Origin of the sequence: Undibacterium sp. RuTC16W, from assembly GCF_049339445.1 — a bacterium.
Classification (GTDB): Bacteria; Pseudomonadota; Gammaproteobacteria; order Burkholderiales; family Burkholderiaceae_D; genus Undibacterium.
This window is the reverse complement of the sequence record NZ_JBMPPE010000002.1, coordinates 399,969-420,367: the sequence shown is the minus strand read 5'-3', so window position 1 is coordinate 420,367 and position 20,399 is coordinate 399,969. Positions and strand designations below refer to the sequence as shown.

The following is a 20,399-nucleotide window of genomic DNA, read 5'->3' as shown; positions in this document are numbered from 1 at the left end:
GCCTTAGTGATGCCTTAGCTATACATGAGTCATACCAGGGCAACTTCGACAAGTGCCTCCGCCATCATCTCAAATCCTCGCGCAGAATTTCAGTGAATACGTCCTTTGCAGTCTTCATTCTGAGGTGATTGTCGCTTTATTGATGGTAATACCAATTTCAATACCAGTTCAAGCCCATTGGTCAGGATATGTTTATATACTGGTTGGTGTATATTTTAATACACTAATAAATACGTGCGGTTAAGGTGCTATTTTTACCTATACTCCCATAGATTAAATATATTTTCTAATTACTGTTAGCCAAATATTCTTAGGTGAAAACTGGAATTTTCCTTATTTGCATCGTCGATTAGGCGTAGTAAGCGTAAGGCTGTTGCCGCGTGTTGCGTCGCAATAGGCTAGAATGCTCTGCAATCCCTTAGCATTTTAAAATCTGACGATTCGCTTCAGGCACAGAAGTGTCTGGCACAGTCGTCACCTATGAGTTTCAAAGACCCCACTGATGAACGCTCCAGCACAAATTCAGGCTTTACTCGCAGATGCCACGCCCGGCGCGACACCCACCCGCGTGCGCGAAATCCCTTATAACTACACCTCGTTCTCGGATCGCGAGATCGTGATCCGTCTGCTCGGTGAGGATGCCTGGGATTTACTCGATAAATTACGTGGCAAACGCCAGACCGGACGGTCCGCACGCATGTTGTATGAAGTGCTGGGCGACATCTGGGTCGTGCGCCGCAATCCTTATCTGCAAGACGATATGCTCGACAATCCCAAGCGTCGTCAGGATCTGATCGATGCCTTGAATCATCGATTGGCCGAGGTGGAAAAACGTCGTTTGAATACCGCTAGCGATGACGATGGTGAGCGCAGCAGCAGTGTGGAAATTCTGGTGCAAGCCGCGCGTAAAGCCGTTGCGCAGTTCGCCAAGGAGTTCCGTGATACCTACGACCTTCGCAAGCGTGCAAACAAGCTGCTGGCTAAATACACAGCCAAAGATAATATCAAGTTCGACGGCCTGTCACGTGTCTCACATGTGACCGATGCGACCGACTGGCGTGTGGAATATCCGTTTGTGGTACTGACACCGGACACCGAAGATGAAATGGCAGGGCTGGTGAAATGTTGTATCACACTGGGTCTGACGATCATTCCGCGCGGCGGCGGTACTGGATATACCGGAGGAGCGATTCCCCTGACGCCTTTATCGGCAGTCATTAATACCGAAAAGCTGGAACAATTGGGTGCCGTCGAAATGACGATGCTGCCTGGCGTTGACCGGGAATATGCGACGATTTATTCCGGTGCCGGTGTGGTGACCAAGCGTGTCTCTGATGCGGCAGATAAGGCGGGCTTTGTGTTTGCCGTCGATCCGACGTCGGCAGAAGCCTCCTGCGTCGGTGGCAATGTTGCCATGAATGCCGGTGGAAAAAAAGCCGTCCTGTGGGGAACTGCGCTCGATAATCTGGCATCGTGGCGCATGGTGGACCCGAACGGTGACTGGCTGGAGGTCACGCGTCTGGAACATAACCTCGGCAAGATTCATGATGTTGCCGTTGCCAAGTTCAGACTGGAGTGGACGCATCCTGGCGAAAAGACACCGTTTAAAACCGAGCAGATGGATATCCCGGGTCGTACTTTCCGTAAAGAGGGACTGGGCAAAGACGTTACCGACAAATTCCTTGCAGGATTGCCCGGCGTACAAAAAGAAGGCTGTGATGGTCTGATCACCTCGGCGCGCTGGATCTTGCACAAGATGCCTAAATTTACGCGCACGGTGTGTCTGGAGTTTTTTGGTCAGGCACGTGACGCGATACCGAGCATAGTCGAGATCAAAGATTATCTCGATGGCGAAACCAAAAAAGGCGGCGCGATCTTGGCAGGTCTGGAGCATCTCGATGAACGCTACTTGCGTGCCGTCGGCTATACGACGAAATCCAAACGCGGCGTCTTACCAAAGATGGCCTTGTTCGGTGACATCGTCGGTGATGATGAAAACGCAGTGGCGCAAGCCGCCTCCGAAGTGATACGCCTTGCCAACACCCGGGTCGGTGAAGGTTTCGTTGCCGTGAGTCCTGAAGCACGTAAAAAATTCTGGCTCGATCGTGCCAAAACGGCCGCGATTTCCAAGCATACCAATGCCTTCAAGATCAATGAGGACGTGGTGATTCCGTTGGATCGCATGGGAGAATACACTGACGGTATCGAGCGTATCAATATTGAATTGTCGATCCAGAATAAACTCGCGATGCTTGAGCAGTTACAGGCTTTTTTTGCGAAAGGCAATCTGCCTCTGGGCAAGAGCGAGGATGCGGACGGCGACGATATTTCTGCCAATGAATTATTGGAAGACCGTGTGTTGCAGGCACAAAGCCTGCTCGATGCCACACATGCCCGCTGGACTTATTTACTGACGCAGCTCGATAAACCTTTGCGTGATGCACGTGACGAGCTGCTTGCTTTGGAGCTGGATAAACTCGCATTTGTGTTTGACGAACGCCTGCAGCAACAGCCAGAGACCAGCGTATTTAGTATCGTGCAGGACAGAACTATACGCGTGTCCTGGAAGCAGGAAGTGCGTGCACATCTGCGTCAGATATTTAATGGCGGTGCGTTTAAACTGATCCTCGATGAATGTACCGCAATTCACAAAAAAGTCCTGCGCAGCCGCGTCTTCGTAGCGCTGCATATGCACGCCGGTGACGGTAATGTCCATACGAATTTGCCGGTCAATTCTGATGACTACGAGATGTTGCAGGTCGCACATCACGCCGTCGCCCGCATCATGGTACTGGCACGTTCGCTGAATGGCGTGATCTCTGGTGAACACGGTATCGGCATTACCAAGCTCGAATTTTTGACGGAAGATGAGATCAAAGATTTTCGTTCGTACAAACTCCGGATTGATCCAGAGGGGCGCTTCAATAAAGGCAAATTGCTGAATCTGCCTGAGTTTGCTGCCGATCTGCGCAATGCCTACACGCCGTCATTTGGTTTGATGGGACATGAGTCCCTGATCATGCAGCAGAGCGACATCGGTGCGATTGCGAATAGTGTGAAAGATTGCCTGCGTTGCGGTAAGTGCAAGCCCGTCTGCGCGACTCATGTGCCACGTGCGAATTTGCTGTATTCGCCACGGAATAAAATTCTGGCGACATCGTTGCTGGTTGAAGCATTTTTGTATGAGGAACAAACCCGGCGCGGTATCTCGATCAAGCATTGGGAAGAGTTTGAAGATGTTGCGGATCACTGCACGGTTTGCCATAAATGCGTGACGCCGTGTCCGGTCGATATCGATTTTGGCGACGTCTCGATGAATATGCGCAATCTCTTGCGCAAAATGGATAAAAAATCCTTTAATCCCGGCACGGCCTCCGCCATGTTTTTCCTGAACGCCAAAGATCCGGCGACCATCAAGGCGGCACGCCAGGTAATTTTCGGCTGGGGTGTTGCCGCTCAGCGGTTAGGTAATTCGGTCTTGCAAAAACTTGCGAAGAAACAGACCAAAGCACCGCCTGCCTCGTTAGGAAAACCGGCGATGAAAGAGCAGGTGATTCACTTCATCAATAAAAAAATGCCAGGCAATTTGCCGAAAAAAACGGCGCGCGCATTGCTCGATATTGAAGACGATAAAATCGTACCGATTATTCGCGATCCCAAAACGACGACTGCCGATACAGAGGCTGTATTTTATTTCCCTGGCTGTGGTTCTGAGCGTCTGTTTTCGCAAGTTGGTTTGGCGACTCAGGCCATGTTGTGGAATGTCGGTGTACAAACGGTGCTGCCGCCGGGCTATCTGTGTTGCGGTTATCCGCAACGCAGTGCCGGTCAGTTCGACAAAGCGGAGAAGATGATCACGGATAATCGCGTGCTGTTCCATCGCATGGCAAACACGCTGAATTATCTGGATATTAAAACGGTCGTGGTGTCGTGCGGTACCTGTTATGACCAATTGGCGACCTATCAGTTCGATAAAATTTTCCCGGGTTGCCGCATCATTGATATTCATGAATACCTGCTGGAAAAAGGCATGAAGCTAGAAGGTGTTAACGGGACGCGCTATATGTATCACGATCCTTGCCATACGCCGATGAAGTTGCAGGATCCTTTGAAAACGGTGAACGCACTGATTACGACGGTCGATCATGTCAAGATTGAGAAGAACGATCGCTGTTGCGGTGAAGCCGGTACGCTGGCGGTATCGCGTCCGGATATTTCGACACAGATACGGTTCCGCAAAGAAGAAGAGATGCACAAAGGCGCTGATAAATTGCGTGCTGACGGATTTACGGGCGATGTGAAAATTTTGACCTCGTGCCCGGCTTGTTTGCAGGGCTTGACGCGATACAACGAGGATAGCGACACGACTGCTGATTACATCGTCATCGAGATGGCGAAGCATGTACTGGGTGACAACTGGTTGCCTGAGTATGTTGCACGTGCTAATAACGGCGGTATTGAACGGGTTTTGGTGTAATCATGATGCCTGTCAAACTTGTTAGTGAGCTGAATGAGCGCGTTGCCACCTGTGAATTATGTGATGCCAGTCGTGGCGAAGTCATTGCGCAGGCAGAGGATTGGCGTCTGATTCTGGTGGATGATGTGCAGTATCCGGGATTTTGCCGCGTGGTCTGGAATCAGCATGTCAAAGAGATGACAGACTTATCCGAGCAAGACCGTGACACACTGATGTCCGTCGTCTGGAAAGTGGAGCTGGTGCTGCGTGAAGTGATGCAGCCGCATAAAGTGAATGTGGCTAGTTTCGGTAATGTGGTGCCGCATTTACATTGGCATATTATTCCGCGTTATCAGGACGATGCGCATTTCCCTAGCCCGATCTGGGCGCAGGCAAAGCCGGAGTGGGCTGATACCAGTGCACGGCGTGCTTTATTGCCCCAGTTACGTACTGCACTGATCGCACGTTTGCGTTAAATTGATGCGCATCGTATTCAGGCTGTCCGTATGTTGCTGTTTTTCCGGCGCCGGACGCCCTGCATGTTGCTCTGGCTAAGTGCCAGGCTCTTACCTATGTTGATGGAATAAAACTATGACGGGCTCTAAACAGACGGCTCCCGGGCCGATGCCAACCGCATTGAATGTGCGTACCCAATCACGCGTACTGGAGATCAGTTTTGATGACGGTAAGGAGTTTTCTTTACCCTTTGAGATGTTGCGCGTGTACTCTCCGTCAGCGGAGGTACGTGGCCACGGTGCAGGGCAAGAGACGCTGCAAACGGGTAAACGTGAAGTCACACTCACGGCTTTAGAACCGGTAGGAAATTACGCTGTCCAGCCGCATTTTTCAGATGAACACAATAGCGGCATATTTAGCTGGGATTATCTGTATTGGTTAGGTGAGAATCAGTCGTCGCTCTGGCAAGATTATGTAGATCGCTTGCATGCTGCAGGATTTGCCGGCGACACCGGACGTGACGCGCCTATGCGGGGTAAGGCTGCAGGTGCTTGCGGCCATCACCACTGACCACCACTGATGCGTCAAACACGTATTCCGCTCTAAATCTTACTCCCTATATCACTCCAGATCGGCGTGATCGAAATATACGTTTCCTTCTAGGCGAGCATCTGCTCCATTGATGGAGCGCAGCGCCGACTGCAATGTTTGCGGATCTGGTTCACTGATGCCGGACTTTTTGATCAGAATATTTTGCCTGGATGATCTGGCGTTGGTGCTGATCGCCAGCACATGATCATAGTCAGGGCGGCTGTCGATTTCTTTTAATAAAAAACGATGGGAACCGTGCCCGATCTGTCGGTAAGTTGCCGTGTCACTTTGATGTAGTTCAGGTGATAGCTGGCGAAAAATCAGTGCGCGCTCAACGATAGCAGTGATACTTTTATAGCGCACTTTCCCGCCCTGTTCAAAATGGCCGGACACGATATTTGCTTTGAACTGACGCAATGCGGGATTGGCTCCCGGTGCTAATGTAGTGATGTCAAACTGTTCCGGTTCTATCGTCCATAGGCGAATTTTTTGCGTCAGGTCTTTTTTAATCTGCGCATCCAGTTGCTGATTGGCGATGCGTATTTGCAGTACGACCTGATAATCATGCGGCGTATGAAACATCGGCAGATGCGAAGCATACAGGCCTTCATTATTTCCAAATAACAGCATGCCATGCAGCCCATAGGCAGGGCTGTGTGGTGTTATGGTTTGTCCCAGGACGTTGTGACACAGGCTAAACCCTGCCAGAAAAATGATCAGAGTCGTTCTGAGTCCTAGGCTAAGACGGGGACTGAGGCTGCGTTTCAGAATGTGGTTCATGGGTGGCATACGTTTAGATCCTGACGATTAATTTACCCCGATGCTCGCCTGTGAACAGGGAATTCAGTGCGTCTGGTAATTGTTCAAAGCCTTCGATGAAGGTTTCTTCAAAAACCAGTTCACCCGACTTCACCCAGGGGGCGACGATGTTCAGCATTTCATCCATGCGGTGCAGGTAGTCACGAGCCAGAATTCCCTGGATCGTTGCCCGTTGGTACAACATATGGTGCAGCAGGCGAGGGCCCATTTCAGGCACATCGAGCCCTCCGTTATATTGACTGATTTGTCCGCAGATAATGATGCGTGCACGGCGCCTGATCAGCGGTATCACTGCATCAGTCGCTATGCCGCCAACATTATCGAAATACACATCGACACCACCAGTCAGTGCTTGTATCGCTGCGCTTAAACGATCTGCATTATCGAAGGCTTTGTAATCAATCGCCCAGTCTGCGCCCAGGGTATCGGTCAGCCACGCACACTTGGCAGCGCCGCCTGCGATGCCGAGTACCCGCGCGCCTTGTCGCTTGGCGAATTGCACCACCAGGGAGCCGACGGCACCGGCTGCACCGGATACGACGACGATGTCGCCTGCATGTGGTTTGCCGGCTTCTGTCAGGCCAAACCAGGCCGTCCGGCCAGGCATACCCAGGACACCGAGCGCGGTACTGACCGGTGCGATAGCCGGATCGATTTTAGTCAATGCGCTGACATGCACGCGGGCATGGGTTTGCCATCCGGTCATGCCGAATACCCAGTCGCCAGCATGCAGGCTGGCCGTATTTGAGGCGATGACCTGAGCAACTACGCCTGCTGACTGGACGGTATTTAGCGGATGCGGTTCCGGGTTGTAGGTAGGTTTGGCCGATTGATTGATACGCATGTAGGGATCAACACTGATGTAGCGTGCTGCCACGAGCACTTCATCCCGGTCCAGTCTGGTGTCCAGCGGCTGTGTTTTCAGCGCGTAATGTTCCGCTCCTACCAACCGGGTCGGATGCTGTTGATAAATCCATTGCTGATGAACGGTATCGGGAAAATCAGGAGCGCTGGGCAGGGACATGGCGGGTTTCTATAGAGATGAATGTACGGATGGTAAATAGATTAAAATGTCTGGTAAAGCAATTTATTTTCATTTTTAATGTCCTGATTGGAAACAATGAATCTGGTCGATTTACGCATTTTTGCCTGTGTTGCACGACATCCTTCCTTGGGTGCGGCTGCGCAAGAGCTGCATTTGACTCCTTCCGCTGTGTCCAAGGCCTTGCGGCGGCTTGAGGGAGATCTCGATACGGTGTTATTTGATCGCTCTGCGAAGCAATTGGTATTGAATGCCAGTGGTCAGCGCATGTTGGATTTTTCAAAGTCCATGCTGACTCTGGCGGATCAGGCAAAAGCCGACATCATGGGAAGCAGGGCGGTGATCGAGTGTAAGGTCGCTGCACCGGCAATTTTGCTATGGCGGCATGCGCCGGTACTGGCACGAGCCATGCAGGCTTACCCTGATGCCAGTCTGAGTATGCAGACGATGTTCGAGGATGATGCATTGGCGGCATTGCTGCGCGGTGAGGTCAATCATGCCATAGTGACTGGTGAGGTTATCGAGGGACGTGGTGCGCACTGGTCGCCGGACTGGCAAGTCACTTCGCTAGGGGATGTACATTTGCAACTCGTGGCAGGCAAACTTCATCCGCTTGCAATCAGTTTATCTCCTGGTCTGAAGGCGGCCTCCACTATTGAGCTAAGCAAGGCAACGCTGCCGCAGCCTGCACTACGGGCATCTTCTTCACAGATTCTGGCATACGATTTTGTCAGCCCTTCGCGCTCACTATTTTGTGGCGAGCAGCGCGGTAGCCGCTCAGACGGCTGGCGGGACGATCAGTTGCCGCGCAAGATACGTTACTGGATCGACGACCTGCAATTGCTGCTCTCTATGGTGAAATCGGGACAGGCTCTTGCCTACCTGCCAGAATTCGCCTTAACGGATATGGAGTTATTGCGTATCGAGGTTAGCGATTGCACTTTCCATTGCTACGAACAGGTCTGGCTGGTTTCGAATGCAAAAAACGCACCGCACTGGCAGCGGACACTGGCTGAATTCATGTGTGTCGCCGGTAAAGACACTGACTGAGGTTCCCGGCTGACGCACAGGTTTTTGGTCTGACTTAGGCTACAATCCGATCCAGAGAAAGATTTGGCACTAGATGGCAGCAAATAAGTAAAAAAACGGATCAAAAAAAGGTAATTACTATGAGCAACACCACCCACTTCGGTTATACCACCGTAGAAGAAGATCAAAAAGTTCACAAAGTTGCAGAAGTTTTTCACTCGGTAGCCGCTAAATATGACGTCATGAATGATCTGATGTCGGCAGGACTGCACCGCGTCTGGAAAGTCTTCACTATTGCTCAGGCAGGTGTACGCCCTGGCTTTAAGGTACTCGATATTGCGGGTGGAACGGGCGATCTGGCAAAAGAGTTCGTGAAGCAAGCTGGCAAGACGGGTGAGGTCTGGCATACCGACATTAATGAGTCGATGTTGCGCGTCGGACGTGACCGGCTCTTGAATAAAGGCCTGATTACCCCCACCTTACTATGTGACGCGGAAAGATTACCTTTCCCGGATAATTATTTTGATCGTGTCAGTGTGGCATTCGGTTTGCGCAATATGACCCACAAGGATCAGGCTCTGGCAGAAATGCGACGTGTACTGAAGCCGGGTGGCAAACTGCTGGTGCTGGAATTTTCTAAAGTGCCGGACGTATTGCAAAAGCCTTACGATGTGTATTCGTTTAAGGTATTACCGTGGCTGGGGCAAAAGATTGCCAATGATGCAGACAGTTATCGTTATCTGGCAGAGTCCATACGCATGCATCCCGATCAGGAAACCTTGAAAGGGATGATGCAGGATGCCGGTTTGGATCGTGTAGAGTATTTCAATTTAACGGCAGGTGTGGCCGCTCTCCACACCGGAATTAAACTCTAGGAGTTGCAGGTATGAACAAGATTTTTAATAAAGCCATTGTTTCCATCATGCTGGTTGCTGGTGCACTGGCAATGACCGTATCCGATGCTGATGCCAAGCGTCTTGGCGGTGGCGGCTCGATTGGCCGTCAATCGAATAATGTGTCGCGTCAGGCGGCACCTCCGGCGAATAGCCCGAATAGTAATTTCAATCAGGCGAAGCCTGCGGCTCCGGCAGCAGCACCCGCTGCGGTGACACCACCTAAACCTGCCAGTCCCTGGAAAGGAATCGTCGGCGGATTGATCGGCGGTGCTTTGCTGGGCGCCATGTTCTCTCACTTTGGTCTGGGTGGCGCATTGGGCGGTGCATTAGGTTCTATCCTGACGATTGCTTTGCTGGCGTTTGCTGTACTGTTCATTGTTCGTTTATTCCGTCGCAATACTGCCGGTAATGGTGCAACCCCAACAGCGTTTTCACAGCCATCGTATGCGGGCATGCCATCGGGCACGCCAGAAATCGGTTCACGCATTGAACCAGCGACTTCATCTTCATCATCATTTAATGCGGCTCCGGCAGCGCCTGCTGCGCCTTGGGGTGTTCCTGCTGATTTCGATGTGCCAGCGTTTTTGCGTAATTCAAAAACTTACTTTATCCGCTTGCAAGCCGCATGGGATAAGGCGGACATCAATGATATCCGTGAATTTACGACGCCAGAAATGTATGCCGAAATCAAGCTGCAAATTCAGGAGCGCGGTGCCAGTGCGAATGTGACGGATGTTGTGTCTATTGATGCGGATTTGCTTGGACTGGAAACAGTCGGTAACGATCATCTGGCAAGCGTGCGCTTCAGTGGCATGATCAAAGAAGCGGTCAATGCGCCAGCAGAAGCCTTCAACGAAGTCTGGAATTTATCAAAACCGCTAAATGGTCAGGGTGGGTGGGTATTGGCAGGTATCCAGCAGGTTTAATAAACGAACAACCGCTTTGATTAATCTCAGGTATGTCATCTGAGATAAAATGTTAAACTGAAAACCGCCCATCACCCCATGGGCGGTTTTTTTATATGACCATGACACCAATTCTCCCCATTGTTCTTTTTATTAATCACTTGTTGGCTCAGGAAAGCTGGGCTAAACATAAGTTAATGCCGCATGCGGGCAAAATCGCCTGCATCGATTTGCAAGCCTTTAGTATTCGGGTCAAAGTAAGCCCGGACGGCTTGGTAGAAGAGGCCGGAACAGCCGAGCTTGCTGGTGATGATGGTAGTAGTCCGGTTGGCAAGGAGGTGGCAAATGTCACCATCCGTATTCAACTGAGTGATCTGCCTTTGATTGCCCAAAATCGCGAACGTGCTTTTTCCTATGTGAAGATCGAGGGCGATGCCGATTTTGCCAACACGATTTCGCATGTAAGCCAGAATCTGCGCTGGGAAGCAGAGGAAGACCTGAGTAAGATGTTTGGTGACGTGGCGGCAGTCCGCATGGTTGCCGGTGCACATAGTCTGGTGCAGACTGTCAAAGATACCCATCAAAAAATACAAGAAAACCTGGCAGAATACTTTTTAGAAGAAAATCCTATGCTGGTGCGCCCTGTAGCGGTGAGCGCGATGGGATCCGAGATTAATAAATTACGTGATGATGCAGAACGTCTCATCAAGCGCTTAGAGAAACTGGAAAGGTCGCGTTGATGTTGTTGAAATTTTTGCGTCTCATAAAAATTATCCGTATTGCAGTTCGCTATGGTATCGACGAAATAGCGATCTCCGGTCTGTCTGTACCACGCACAACTAAGTTGTTAGAAGCCTTATTATTCTGGCGCGATTTGTCTGCGCCGCGCGGTGAGCGTTTGCGTAAGGCTTTAGAAGATTTGGGGCCGATTTTCGTAAAATTTGGCCAGGTCCTGTCGACGCGTCGTGACCTGATGCCGCCCGATATCGCTGACGAACTTGCCAAATTGCAGGATAGAGTTCCCTCATTTGATCCGGATCTGGCGATTGCCCAGATTACTAAATCACTCGGCGCACCGCCAGATCAATTATTCGCGAGTTTCGAGCGTATTCCGGTTGCGTCAGCATCGATTGCGCAGGTGCATTTTGCGATCTTGAAAGATGGTCGCGAAGTCGCGGTCAAAGTTCTCCGTCCAGGTATGAAAGAGACGATCGACAAAGACGTGGCGCTGATGCAGATTGCTGCCGGATGGCTGGAGACCTTGTGGGCCGATGGCAAGCGCCTGAAACCACGTGAGGTGGTTGCCGAGTTTGATAAATATTTGCACGACGAACTCGATCTCATGCGCGAGGCTGCCAATGGTAGCCAGTTGCGCCGCAACTTTGCGGATTCTGATTTGCTGCTGGTGCCTGAAATGTTTTGGGATTATTGCTCCTCGTCGGTGATTGTGATGGAGCGTATGAAAGGCATTCCTATTTCACAAATCGACAAGCTCCAGGAGGCTGGTGTCGATATGGCGAAACTGTCGCGTGATGGTGTGACGATTTTTTTCACGCAAGTATTTCGCGATGGATTTTTTCATGCGGATATGCATCCCGGGAATATTTTGGTTTCGACAGAACCTGCGACTTTTGGCAGATACATCGCTCTTGATTTTGGGATCGTTGGTACGCTGAATGATTTTGACAAAGATTATCTGTCGCAAAACTTCCTGGCATTTTTCCGGCGCGATTATAAGCGTGTAGCAGAAGCGCATATCGAATCAGGATGGGCACCTAAGGATACGCGTATTGACGAGCTGGAGGCTGCCGTACGAGCGTGCTGCGAACCGATCTTTGATCGCCCGTTAAAAGATATTTCTTTTGGTCAGGTGTTATTGCGCTTATTCCAGACCTCGCGTCGTTTCAATGTCGAAGTACAACCCCAATTAGTCCTGCTTCAAAAAACCTTGTTGAATATTGAGGGCTTGGGACGCCAGCTTGATCCTGACCTCGATCTCTGGAAAACCGCTAAGCCGTATCTTGAACGCTGGATGAGTGACCAGGTAGGGTGGCGCGGTTTGCTGGATAAGCTGAAGGCAGAAGCACCACGTTACAGCCATATTTTTCCGCAATTACCTCGCCTCGCTCATCAGGCACTGAGCAGGGCTGCTGTTCCTTCCGAAAATAGTGAGATGCTGGCGGCATTACTGGCCGAGCAGCGCAGCACGAATAAATTACTGCGTACGATTATTTACTTTGGTGGTGGCATGATTGCCGGCGCCTTGTTAGCACAGTTCGCGTTATATTTTCTATAGCGAGCAACATGCCAGATTTCGCTAGCAAAGATCCGACCAGTACCCAGTTTTGGGACGAACGTTTTGACCATGCTTTTACGCCCTGGGATAAAGGTGGTGTGCCGCAGGAGGTTAAAAATTTTGTTCAACGTACATTTGTGCCATTGACAACCTTGATTCCCGGTTGCGGTAATGCGTATGAACTGGCTTTTTTTGCGCAAAATGACTGGGATGTGACGGCGATCGATTTTTCTTCTGCCGCCGTCAAGAGCGCCAAAGCCGCAGTCGGCGAGTGGAGTGCCCGTGTGCTGGAAGCGGATTTTTTTGCTTTTGCCCCCATAAAGCCTCTTGGTCTGATTTATGAGCGCGCGTTTTTTTGTGCCCTGCCACCTGCATCGCGCGATAACATCGTCGCTCGCTGGGCGGAGTTATTACCTTCAGGTGCCTTGCTTGCAGGGTTCTTCTTTTTCGATGATGCTATCAACGCTTCACCCAAGGGACCACCGTTTAGTATCAGGCGCGATGACTGGCAAAATCTGATGAGCAAGGACTTTGCATTGCTGGAAGATAGTGATGTCAGCGATTCTATTCCTGTGTTTAAAGGAAAAGAGCGCTGGCAGGTCTGGCGCAGGCGTTAGCATTGGGCAGTACAGCGGATGCCTGTAGTTACTCACTATATTTTATATCTAAATTTTGTACTAAATTTTATATCTAATTTTATGGCGTCAATCCATCTGTCTTTATCCGTTTTGAGCTGTTTGTTTTTATCCCTGTTGTGCCCTACTGGTGCTAGTGCGAGTCCAACGGATGCTCAGCCAATGCGGGATGTTCGTGCACTCGCCAGCGTCGACATGGCAGGTCGTGCAACAGGTACGAAGGGCAGTGATCTGGCGCGCGGCTATATCATTGGACGTATTAATGCTTTGGGTCTGCAAGCTTGCGGTACTGAACTGATTCATGAGTTCAGTTTTACGAATCGCAGTGCTGAGACCATACAAGGCCGCAATATATTCGCTTGCCAGCCGGGCTCTCTGAGCGATCATGCGACTGCGCCATCAATCGTGGTTTCTGCCCATTATGATCACCTCGGCATGCGTGGTGACAAGATTTATTTTGGCGCAGACGATAACGCATCTGGTGTTGCCGGGGTTCTTGCAATTGCCGAGTCAATGCAAAAGAATCCTCCGCAGCATGACGTGATCTATGTATTTTTTGATGCGGAAGAACAGCAACTGAACGGGTCACGCGCATTCACTGCCAAGCCGTTGATTGATTTAAAGCGGGTCGGTCTGAATATGAATTTCGATATGATTGCCCGCGGCGATAAAGGCGAGATTTATGCCAGCGGCTCTTATCATGTGCCAGTCTTAAAAACTTTGTTGGCGCCACTAGGCGGCAATAACGGCGTAAAACTACTGTTCGGTCATGACAGGCCAGAACAAGGACAAGACGATTGGACTAAGCAATCAGATCACTATGCATTTTTTAAAGCCGGTGTACCGTATATTTATTTCGGCGTGGAGGATCACCCTGATTATCATCAGCCAACGGATACTGCCGATAAAATTAAACCCGAGTTTTTCCTTGGGGTAATTGATTTGATTGTGAAGGCGAGCCAGACCTTTGATCAAGCCCTGTTAACGATCGATTTTCGACAGAAGAATTGACGTGATATCTTAAGGGGACTTGTTATCGTGTTAGGATCACAAGGATTTTCCAGCACTTAAATAATTCCTTTCATGTTATTCGGACGAAAAAAAAATCCATTTTCGAATACAGATGTCTTTCCATTAACCGATACGTTAATGGAGTTCGATGATACTTTGCCTGTTGTGCAGAGGAAATCACGTCGCCAGAGCGACCCTGTTAAAACACTTGCCAGGCGTACGCATGCACAAAAATGGCTGATTGCGACCGTTTTAATAGGGCTCTATGTGCTGGGCATTCTGATGTTCTGGCAATTTGGTGTGGTACAGCAATCGACGGTAATCGTGCTGGTTGGTCTGATCGCTTTTTTTCTCACGCTGTTCTTCGTCATCTTTAAAGCAAAGTGGCATTTGCAGTTTGAAGAAAAGCGCTTGAAATTACCTATTGTGTCCTGCGCTATCGCCTCGATGCTGGTCATTTGTTATCTCGATCCGGCTTCACACATACTATTTACCCCGTTTTGTTTCATTGCGATGGCTTATGGTATGTACCGCATCTCGCGCCACTCGGCTATGATCATGGCGGCGGTGATTGTATTTGCGTTTGCTGGCATCGCGGGCATGCACTATCACAACTGGCATAATCCGGCACTGTTAAAACTTGAGATGATGCATCTGCTGACCTTGGCACTGGCGCTGCCAGCGTTCATCTCGCAAACTGGCAAAGTGCAGCTTTTGCATAGAGTGTTGCATCGTGCCAGCAGAAAAATCAAAAATATTCAGGAAGATGCGCAGCGGGATAATCTGCTGGGCTGCTTTAACCGCCGCTATACCGTTGCAGCACTCGAAGAGCAAAAACAGCTCGCCGATGAAAACGGTACGCCTTTGTGTCTGGCCGTACTGGATATTGATCACTTTAAAAAAATCAATGATGAACTCGGCCACTTAGGTGGTGATGAGGTCTTGCGTACTTTCTCCCGTCTGGCTCAGGAGTATATTCGTGCCGGAGATATATTTGGCCGCTACGGCGGAGAAGAATTTTTACTGGTTTTCCCCGAAACTTCTCTGCTCCCGGCGCTCAATACCTGCGAGAGAATCCGCTCTCAGGTGGAGTCCCATCATTGGGACAGCGTGTCGCAAAGACGTGTGTCGGTATCGATAGGTGTAACCCAATATATTCCCGGCGAATCGGTTCTTGAACTATTCTCAAGAACCGATACAGCGATGTATATGGCGAAAGAGGGCGGCAGAAATCAAGTGGTAGTTGAGGAGCCGGTTCCCGTTGCGGACAAGGCAATTCCTGAAGACGAGTAATTTTCCACATTGGTCAAAATGATGTAGATTTTTCAACTGTCTGTGCTACTACATTCATATTTAATTCGCAATAAATTAGCGTTGAACGTGCATTCATCGTGTGCGAGTGCACGCTAAGCGTGAGCGAAACTTCTAAAAGTCAATTATCCGTTGCTATCCTCGATTAAGTTGCCGCTATAATGCCCGCAGTAAATCATTGCGGGTTTTTTATTGACTCAATCGCACTAGCACATTCATGAATACACTTCTCTGGTTCGTTATCCTGTATTGGGTTATCTCCGTTGGCATAGGCTTGTATGCAGCGCGATATGTCAATAACTCTAAAGATTATGCGATTGCAGGCCGCTCTTTGCCTATGTATGTAGTGACTGCCACGGTATTTGCGACCTGGTTCGGCTCCGAGACCGTACTTGGCATCTCATCAACCTTTGTCAAAGAGGGTTTAAAGGGCGTAGTTGCCGATCCTTTTGGCTCTTCTTTATGTCTGATCTTCGTCGGTTTATTTTTTGCGCGGCCTTTGTACCGCATGAATTTACTGACGATTGGTGATTACTACCGCAATAAATTCGGCCGTACTGTCGAGGTGCTGGTTACCTTATGTATCGTGGTCTCTTACCTGGGCTGGGTTGCGGCGCAGATCAAGGCGCTGGGACTGGTTTTTAATGTTGTGTCCGGCGGCGCTATCTCGATGGATCTCGGCATGATGATCGGTGCCGGCAGTGTTTTAATTTACACCTTGATGGGCGGTATGTGGTCGGTCGCGATTACCGACTTCTTGCAGATGATTATCATCGTCATCGGTATGTTGTATATCGGATGGGAAGTATCAGGCATGGTTGGTGGTGCCGGTGCAGTGATTGCCCACGCATCGAATGCCGGCAAGCTGGAATTCTGGCCAGCGCCGACCGCAAAGGAGGCGCTCTGGTTCTTTGCGGCCTGGATTACCATGATGCTAGGATCGATTCCTCAGCAAGACGTGTTTCAGCGCGTCGCCTCGTCAAAGAATGAAAAAATTGCAGGAAATGCCTCCGTATTAGGCGGTGTCTTGTATTTTTTCTTCGCTTTTATTCCTATGTTTTTGGCCTATTCGGCGACCCTGATTGACCCCAAAATGGTAGAAAGTCTGATCGACAAGGATTCGCAACTTATCCTGCCAACCCTGATTATGACTAAAGTGCCTATGCTGGCTCAGGTCATGTTTTTTGGTGCTTTGTTATCGGCGATCAAGAGCTGTGCCAGCGCAACCCTGCTCGCACCCTCAGTCACGTTTTCAGAAAACATTCTGAAAGCCTTGCTCCCTAAGCAAAGTGATAAACAATTCCTGTTTATGATGCGTGCCGTGGTCTTGGTGTTTACGGCGATTGTCACCCTGTTTGCCATGAATACCGGGTCGAGTATTTATAAAATGGTAGAAAACGCCTACAAAGTCACTCTGGTGGCGGCGTTTGTACCTCTGGCTTTCGGATTGTACTGGAAGCGTGCAACGACTCAGGGCGCTCTGGCATCAATATTATTCGGTCTGGCTTCATGGATTGCTCTGGAGGTATTGAGTCCGGAAGGCTTATGGCCGCCGCAACTGGTCGGCGTGCTGATGAGTATGGCCGGTATGGTCTTTGGTTCTTTGCTGCCGCAGATGGTACGGAAAACCGCAGCGATTTAAGCAATGCCTGGCTTTGTACGCAACATGTCACGGAAAAGCTTTATAATTCAGGGTTTTACACGTTTTTCTGGATAAACAAAGATGCCTATCTATGCCTACCGTTGTGAAGAGTGTGGTTTTGCCAAAGACGTTTTGCAAAAAATGTCGGATGCCCCTCTGAGCGATTGTCCATCTTGTGGCAAATCAAGTTTTAAAAAGCAGGTGACTGCGGCTGGTTTTCAGTTGAAGGGATCAGGCTGGTATGTCACCGATTTCAGAGGCGGTTCGGGCGGAGCGTCTGCACCGGCAGCAAGCGCTGAGAGTGGGGCCAGTGCTAGCGCCGGGGCCAGCGAGTCGGCATCGACGTCGGCCAACAGCACGGCAACTGATACTGCAACTACGTCGACGGCGACGCCATCAAGCTCGCCAACGACGTCTTAATGACGACTATGCGCTGATCTGTGCCAAAACACTTTTCAGTTGACAACCTTGCCACCGAATTTATTTATCAGACTGCAGAAACCAATGCGTAAATATTTTATTACCGGCTTGCTGATTCTGGTCCCGCTCGCAATTACCCTCTGGGTCCTGCATGCGATTATCAGTACGATGGATCAGTCGCTATTGCTGTTGCCTGTGCAGTGGCGTCCCGAAGCCCTGTTTGGCTTTAAGATTCCTGGTCTGGGAACAATTTTGACCTTGCTGATTATTTTCGTCACGGGTTTGCTGACGCAAAATTTTATCGGCAATTATGTAGTGAAAATCTGGGAGGCCTTGTTGAATCGCATTCCTATTGTGAATTCGATCTATTCGAGCGTAAAGCAAGTTTCTGACACTTTATTTTCCTCATCCGGCAATGCATTTCGTAAGGCGGTACTGGTGCAATATCCGCGTCAGGGTTCGTGGACGATAGGGTTTTTGACCGGTGTGCCGGGCGGTGATGTTGTTCAGTATCTCGACGGCGACTACGTCAGTATTTATGTGCCGACGACGCCAAATCCGACATCAGGATTTTTCCTGATGGTGCCAAAGGCGGATGCAATTGAGCTGGATATGAGCGTGGATGCTGCATTGAAATACATCGTTTCTATGGGTGTCGTCGCTCCAGAACAAGTCGTCGCAGAAAAAACAAAATAGTACTCAAAGCAGGTGTTGCAATGCCTCTTACTCAATCTCAATCTGCGCTAACTTGAGCTAACTTGAGTGCGGAGGCAGGTGCAAATGAATAAAACAAGCAGTACTTATATCCATTAATTTTATTTTGAATTTAGACAGGTAAGAAATTATGTCCATGCGTACCCACTACTGCGGCCTCACTACTGAGGAATTACTCGGCCAAACCGTCAGCCTGTGCGGCTGGGTGCATCGTCGGCGCGATCACGGCGGCGTGATTTTCATCGATTTGCGTGACCGTGAAGGTCTGGTGCAGGTTGTTTGCGATCCAGATCGTGCTGATGTATTCAAGGCGGCAGAATCGGTGCGTAATGAATTCTGTCTGCGTATCACCGGTATCGTGCGTAACCGTCCCGAAGGCACCAGCAACGCCAATCTGAAATCAGGCAAGATCGAAGTGCTGGCGCACAATGTTGAAGTGCTGAATCCTTCTGTTACGCCACCTTTCCAGCTGGATGACGACAACTTGTCAGAAACCACGCGCCTCACGCACCGTGTACTCGATCTGCGTCGCCCGCAAATGCAGAACAACCTGCGCCTGCGTTACAAAGTCGCGATGGAAGTGCGTAAATTCCTCGATGCGAACGGCTTTATCGATATCGAAACACCGATGCTGACCAAGTCCACGCCAGAAGGCGCTCGTGACTATCTGGTGCCTTCTCGTGTGAATGCCGGTAACTTCTTTGCCTTGCCACAGTCTCCGCAATTGTTTAAGCAATTACTGATGGTGGCTAACTTTGATCGTTACTACCAGATCACTAAATGCTTCCGTGATGAAGATTTGCGTGCTGACCGTCAGCCAGAATTTACCCAGATCGATTGCGAAACCTCGTTCATGAATGAGCAAGAAATTCGCGATATGTTTGAAGGCATGATACGCCTGGTGTTCAAAAACACACTGGACATCGATTTGCCAGATCCGTTCCCGGTAATGGACTTTGCTGAAGCCATGGGCCTGTATGGTTCCGACAAACCAGACATGCGCGTCAAGCTGCAATTCACTGAATTGACTGATGTCATGAAGGATGTGGATTTCAAAGTGTTCTCTGGTGCTGCCAACATGCACAATGGTCGCGTAGTTGGTTTGCGCGTACCGGGTGGTGCGAACATGCCTCGTTCCGAGATTGATGCTTACACGCAGTTCGTCGCAATCTATGGCGCCAAAGGTCTGGCCTACATCAAGATCAACGACAAGTCACAAGGTCGTGACGGTCTGCAATCCCCTATTGTGAAAAATCTCCATGACGCAGCGCTGGCAGCGATTTTGGAAAAAACCGGTGCACAAGATGGCGATCTGATTTTCTTCGGTGCAGATAAAGCGAAAGTGGTGAATGACGCGATTGGTGCCTTGCGCGTCAAAGTCGGTCATAGCGAATTCGGTAAATCAAATGGCTTGTTTGACGACGTCTGGAAACCATTGTGGGTCATCGACTTTCCGATGTTTGAGCATGACGAAGAAAATGATCGCTGGACAGCTACACATCATCCTTTTACCGCACCAAAAGATGGTCATGAAGATCTGATGGAAACGGATCCGGGTAAATGTATCGCGAAAGCTTACGACATGGTCTTGAACGGTTGGGAACTGGGCGGTGGTTCTGTCCGTATCCACCGTGCTGATGTCCAGAGCAAAGTGTTCCGCGCATTGAAGATCGATGATGCAGAAGCGCAATTGAAATTTGGTTTCTTGCTGGACGCTCTGCAATACGGTGCGCCACCGCATGGTGGTTTGGCATTTGGTCTGGATCGTATCGTGACGATGATGACTGGTGCAGAGTCCATCCGTGACGTGATCGCTTTCCCGAAAACACAGCGTGCACAATGCTTGTTGACTCAGGCTCCGTCCGCGGTCGATGAGAAGCAATTGAAAGAATTGCATATTCGCCTGCGTGCCGCAGAGCCAGTCATCAAGGCCTGAATGTAATGAACTCTTTTTAAAAAACGCGGATGGCTACTCCGCGTTTTTTTTCGTCTTTTCATTTGTGATCGGCAGTGATCTGCATGTTAATTTGAATGTTGATTTGAATTTAATGCGCATCTGATATGCCTGAGTGTCATGTGCGATCAGTAGATCAATTGTTACGGCAGTTACATCTTTGTTGTGTTGCACAATTTAAAATCGTGTAAATTATGGCAATTATTTTTAATGTCCTCAGAG

Annotated in this window: 17 protein-coding genes; 15 read left to right on the top strand and 2 right to left on the bottom strand. The window is 49.8% G+C overall.

All coding sequences use genetic code 11. From position 1 onward, the window contains the following. Nucleotides 1-502: 502 nt before the first annotated feature. The 3 genes from ACO0K4_RS06295 to ACO0K4_RS06285 all read left to right on the top strand — a co-directional run bounded on the left by ACO0K4_RS06295 (nucleotide 503) and on the right by ACO0K4_RS06285 (nucleotide 5,482). Nucleotides 503-4,477 carry a DUF3683 domain-containing protein gene (locus ACO0K4_RS06295; RefSeq protein ID WP_422955764.1) on the top strand — a complete coding sequence of 1,325 codons (3,975 nt, stop codon included), beginning with the start codon at nucleotides 503-505 and terminating at the stop codon, nucleotides 4,475-4,477. A gap of 2 nt (nucleotides 4,478-4,479) precedes the next feature. Beyond that, on the top strand, nucleotides 4,480-4,932 hold the full coding sequence (locus ACO0K4_RS06290) for an HIT family protein (RefSeq protein ID WP_422955763.1): 453 nt from the start codon (nucleotides 4,480-4,482) through the stop codon (nucleotides 4,930-4,932). A gap of 115 nt (nucleotides 4,933-5,047) precedes the next feature. After that, nucleotides 5,048-5,482, top strand: coding sequence for a gamma-butyrobetaine hydroxylase-like domain-containing protein (locus ACO0K4_RS06285; protein WP_422955762.1), 435 nt, complete (start codon nucleotides 5,048-5,050; stop codon nucleotides 5,480-5,482). Nucleotides 5,483-5,533: 51 nt separating this feature from the next. On the opposite strand, the gene ACO0K4_RS06280 is transcribed toward ACO0K4_RS06285, so the two are convergent. Together ACO0K4_RS06280 and ACO0K4_RS06275 are read right to left on the bottom strand one after the other, a co-directional pair. Beyond that, on the bottom strand, nucleotides 5,534-6,292 hold the full coding sequence (locus ACO0K4_RS06280) for a hypothetical protein (RefSeq protein ID WP_422955761.1): 759 nt from the start codon (nucleotides 6,290-6,292) through the stop codon (nucleotides 5,534-5,536). Nucleotides 6,293-6,296: 4 nt separating this feature from the next. Then, nucleotides 6,297-7,346, bottom strand: a complete 1,050-nt coding sequence (locus ACO0K4_RS06275) for an NADP-dependent oxidoreductase (protein WP_422955760.1) — start codon at nucleotides 7,344-7,346, stop codon at nucleotides 6,297-6,299. A gap of 96 nt (nucleotides 7,347-7,442) precedes the next feature. Here ACO0K4_RS06275 and ACO0K4_RS06270 point away from each other — a divergent pair, with 96 nt between their 5' ends. The 12 genes from ACO0K4_RS06270 to aspS all read left to right on the top strand — a co-directional run bounded on the left by ACO0K4_RS06270 (nucleotide 7,443) and on the right by aspS (nucleotide 20,159). Continuing rightward, nucleotides 7,443-8,414 carry a LysR family transcriptional regulator gene (locus ACO0K4_RS06270; RefSeq protein ID WP_422955759.1) on the top strand — a complete coding sequence of 324 codons (972 nt, stop codon included), beginning with the start codon at nucleotides 7,443-7,445 and terminating at the stop codon, nucleotides 8,412-8,414. Nucleotides 8,415-8,533: 119 nt separating this feature from the next. Further along, nucleotides 8,534-9,268 carry a bifunctional demethylmenaquinone methyltransferase/2-methoxy-6-polyprenyl-1,4-benzoquinol methylase UbiE gene (ubiE, locus tag ACO0K4_RS06265; protein ID WP_422955758.1) on the top strand — a complete coding sequence of 245 codons (735 nt, stop codon included), beginning with the start codon at nucleotides 8,534-8,536 and terminating at the stop codon, nucleotides 9,266-9,268. Between the two features lie 11 nt (nucleotides 9,269-9,279). Continuing rightward, complete coding sequence (locus tag ACO0K4_RS06260; protein WP_422955757.1) at nucleotides 9,280-10,215, top strand: Tim44 domain-containing protein; 936 nt, start codon at nucleotides 9,280-9,282, stop codon at nucleotides 10,213-10,215. A 101-nt stretch (nucleotides 10,216-10,316) separates the two neighbouring features. Further along, nucleotides 10,317-10,934 carry a ubiquinone biosynthesis accessory factor UbiJ gene (locus ACO0K4_RS06255; protein WP_422955870.1) on the top strand — a complete coding sequence of 206 codons (618 nt, stop codon included), beginning with the start codon at nucleotides 10,317-10,319 and terminating at the stop codon, nucleotides 10,932-10,934. After that, the gene (ubiB, locus tag ACO0K4_RS06250; RefSeq protein ID WP_422955756.1) at nucleotides 10,934-12,490 is read left to right on the top strand and encodes a ubiquinone biosynthesis regulatory protein kinase UbiB; all 1,557 of its coding nucleotides are present in this window, start codon (nucleotides 10,934-10,936) and stop codon (nucleotides 12,488-12,490) included. The genes ACO0K4_RS06255 and ubiB overlap by 1 nt, the downstream gene beginning before the upstream one ends. 8 nt (nucleotides 12,491-12,498) lie before the next feature. Next, entirely contained in the window at nucleotides 12,499-13,107 is a 609-nt protein-coding gene (locus ACO0K4_RS06245) for a methyltransferase domain-containing protein (protein WP_422955755.1), read from the top strand. A gap of 180 nt (nucleotides 13,108-13,287) precedes the next feature. Beyond that, a complete protein-coding gene (locus ACO0K4_RS06240) occupies nucleotides 13,288-14,136 on the top strand; it encodes a M20/M25/M40 family metallo-hydrolase (protein WP_422955754.1) in 849 nt (282 codons plus the stop codon). A gap of 138 nt (nucleotides 14,137-14,274) precedes the next feature. Next, a complete protein-coding gene (locus ACO0K4_RS06235) occupies nucleotides 14,275-15,429 on the top strand; it encodes a diguanylate cyclase (protein ID WP_422955753.1) in 1,155 nt (384 codons plus the stop codon). Between the two features lie 235 nt (nucleotides 15,430-15,664). Continuing rightward, entirely contained in the window at nucleotides 15,665-17,089 is a 1,425-nt protein-coding gene (locus ACO0K4_RS06230; protein ID WP_422955752.1) for a sodium:solute symporter family protein, read from the top strand. An 81-nt stretch (nucleotides 17,090-17,170) separates the two neighbouring features. After that, nucleotides 17,171-17,509, top strand: a complete 339-nt coding sequence (locus tag ACO0K4_RS06225; RefSeq protein ID WP_422955751.1) for an FmdB family zinc ribbon protein — start codon at nucleotides 17,171-17,173, stop codon at nucleotides 17,507-17,509. Between the two features lie 84 nt (nucleotides 17,510-17,593). Beyond that, nucleotides 17,594-18,205: a DUF502 domain-containing protein gene (locus tag ACO0K4_RS06220; RefSeq protein WP_422955750.1), complete on the top strand. Its 612-nt coding sequence runs from the start codon at nucleotides 17,594-17,596 to the stop codon at nucleotides 18,203-18,205. Nucleotides 18,206-18,353: 148 nt separating this feature from the next. Further along, a complete protein-coding gene (gene aspS / locus ACO0K4_RS06215) occupies nucleotides 18,354-20,159 on the top strand; it encodes an aspartate--tRNA ligase (RefSeq protein ID WP_422955749.1) in 1,806 nt (601 codons plus the stop codon). Nucleotides 20,160-20,399 lie beyond the last annotated feature (240 nt).

Bases quoted from the DNA above. Each gene is read 5' to 3' on its own strand.
- ACO0K4_RS06295 (WP_422955764.1), top strand. From the start codon at position 503: ATGAACGCTCCAGCACAAATTCAGGCTTTACTCGCAGATGCCACGCCC.
- ACO0K4_RS06255 (WP_422955870.1), top strand. From the start codon at position 10,317: ATGACACCAATTCTCCCCATTGTTCTTTTTATTAATCACTTGTTGGCT.
- ACO0K4_RS06290 (WP_422955763.1), top strand. From the start codon at position 4,480: ATGATGCCTGTCAAACTTGTTAGTGAGCTGAATGAGCGCGTTGCCACC.
- ACO0K4_RS06240 (WP_422955754.1), top strand. From the start codon at position 13,288: ATGCGGGATGTTCGTGCACTCGCCAGCGTCGACATGGCAGGTCGTGCA.
- ACO0K4_RS06275 (WP_422955760.1), bottom strand. From the start codon at position 7,346: ATGTCCCTGCCCAGCGCTCCTGATTTTCCCGATACCGTTCATCAGCAA.
- ACO0K4_RS06285 (WP_422955762.1), top strand. From the start codon at position 5,048: ATGACGGGCTCTAAACAGACGGCTCCCGGGCCGATGCCAACCGCATTG.
- ACO0K4_RS06260 (WP_422955757.1), top strand. From the start codon at position 9,280: ATGAACAAGATTTTTAATAAAGCCATTGTTTCCATCATGCTGGTTGCT.
- ubiB (WP_422955756.1), top strand. From the start codon at position 10,934: ATGTTGTTGAAATTTTTGCGTCTCATAAAAATTATCCGTATTGCAGTT.
- ACO0K4_RS06245 (WP_422955755.1), top strand. From the start codon at position 12,499: ATGCCAGATTTCGCTAGCAAAGATCCGACCAGTACCCAGTTTTGGGAC.
- ACO0K4_RS06270 (WP_422955759.1), top strand. From the start codon at position 7,443: ATGAATCTGGTCGATTTACGCATTTTTGCCTGTGTTGCACGACATCCT.
- ACO0K4_RS06235 (WP_422955753.1), top strand. From the start codon at position 14,275: ATGGAGTTCGATGATACTTTGCCTGTTGTGCAGAGGAAATCACGTCGC.
- ACO0K4_RS06230 (WP_422955752.1), top strand. From the start codon at position 15,665: ATGAATACACTTCTCTGGTTCGTTATCCTGTATTGGGTTATCTCCGTT.
- ACO0K4_RS06280 (WP_422955761.1), bottom strand. From the start codon at position 6,292: ATGCCACCCATGAACCACATTCTGAAACGCAGCCTCAGTCCCCGTCTT.
- aspS (WP_422955749.1), top strand. From the start codon at position 18,354: ATGTCCATGCGTACCCACTACTGCGGCCTCACTACTGAGGAATTACTC.
- ubiE (WP_422955758.1), top strand. From the start codon at position 8,534: ATGAGCAACACCACCCACTTCGGTTATACCACCGTAGAAGAAGATCAA.
- ACO0K4_RS06220 (WP_422955750.1), top strand. From the start codon at position 17,594: ATGCGTAAATATTTTATTACCGGCTTGCTGATTCTGGTCCCGCTCGCA.
- ACO0K4_RS06225 (WP_422955751.1), top strand. From the start codon at position 17,171: ATGCCTATCTATGCCTACCGTTGTGAAGAGTGTGGTTTTGCCAAAGAC.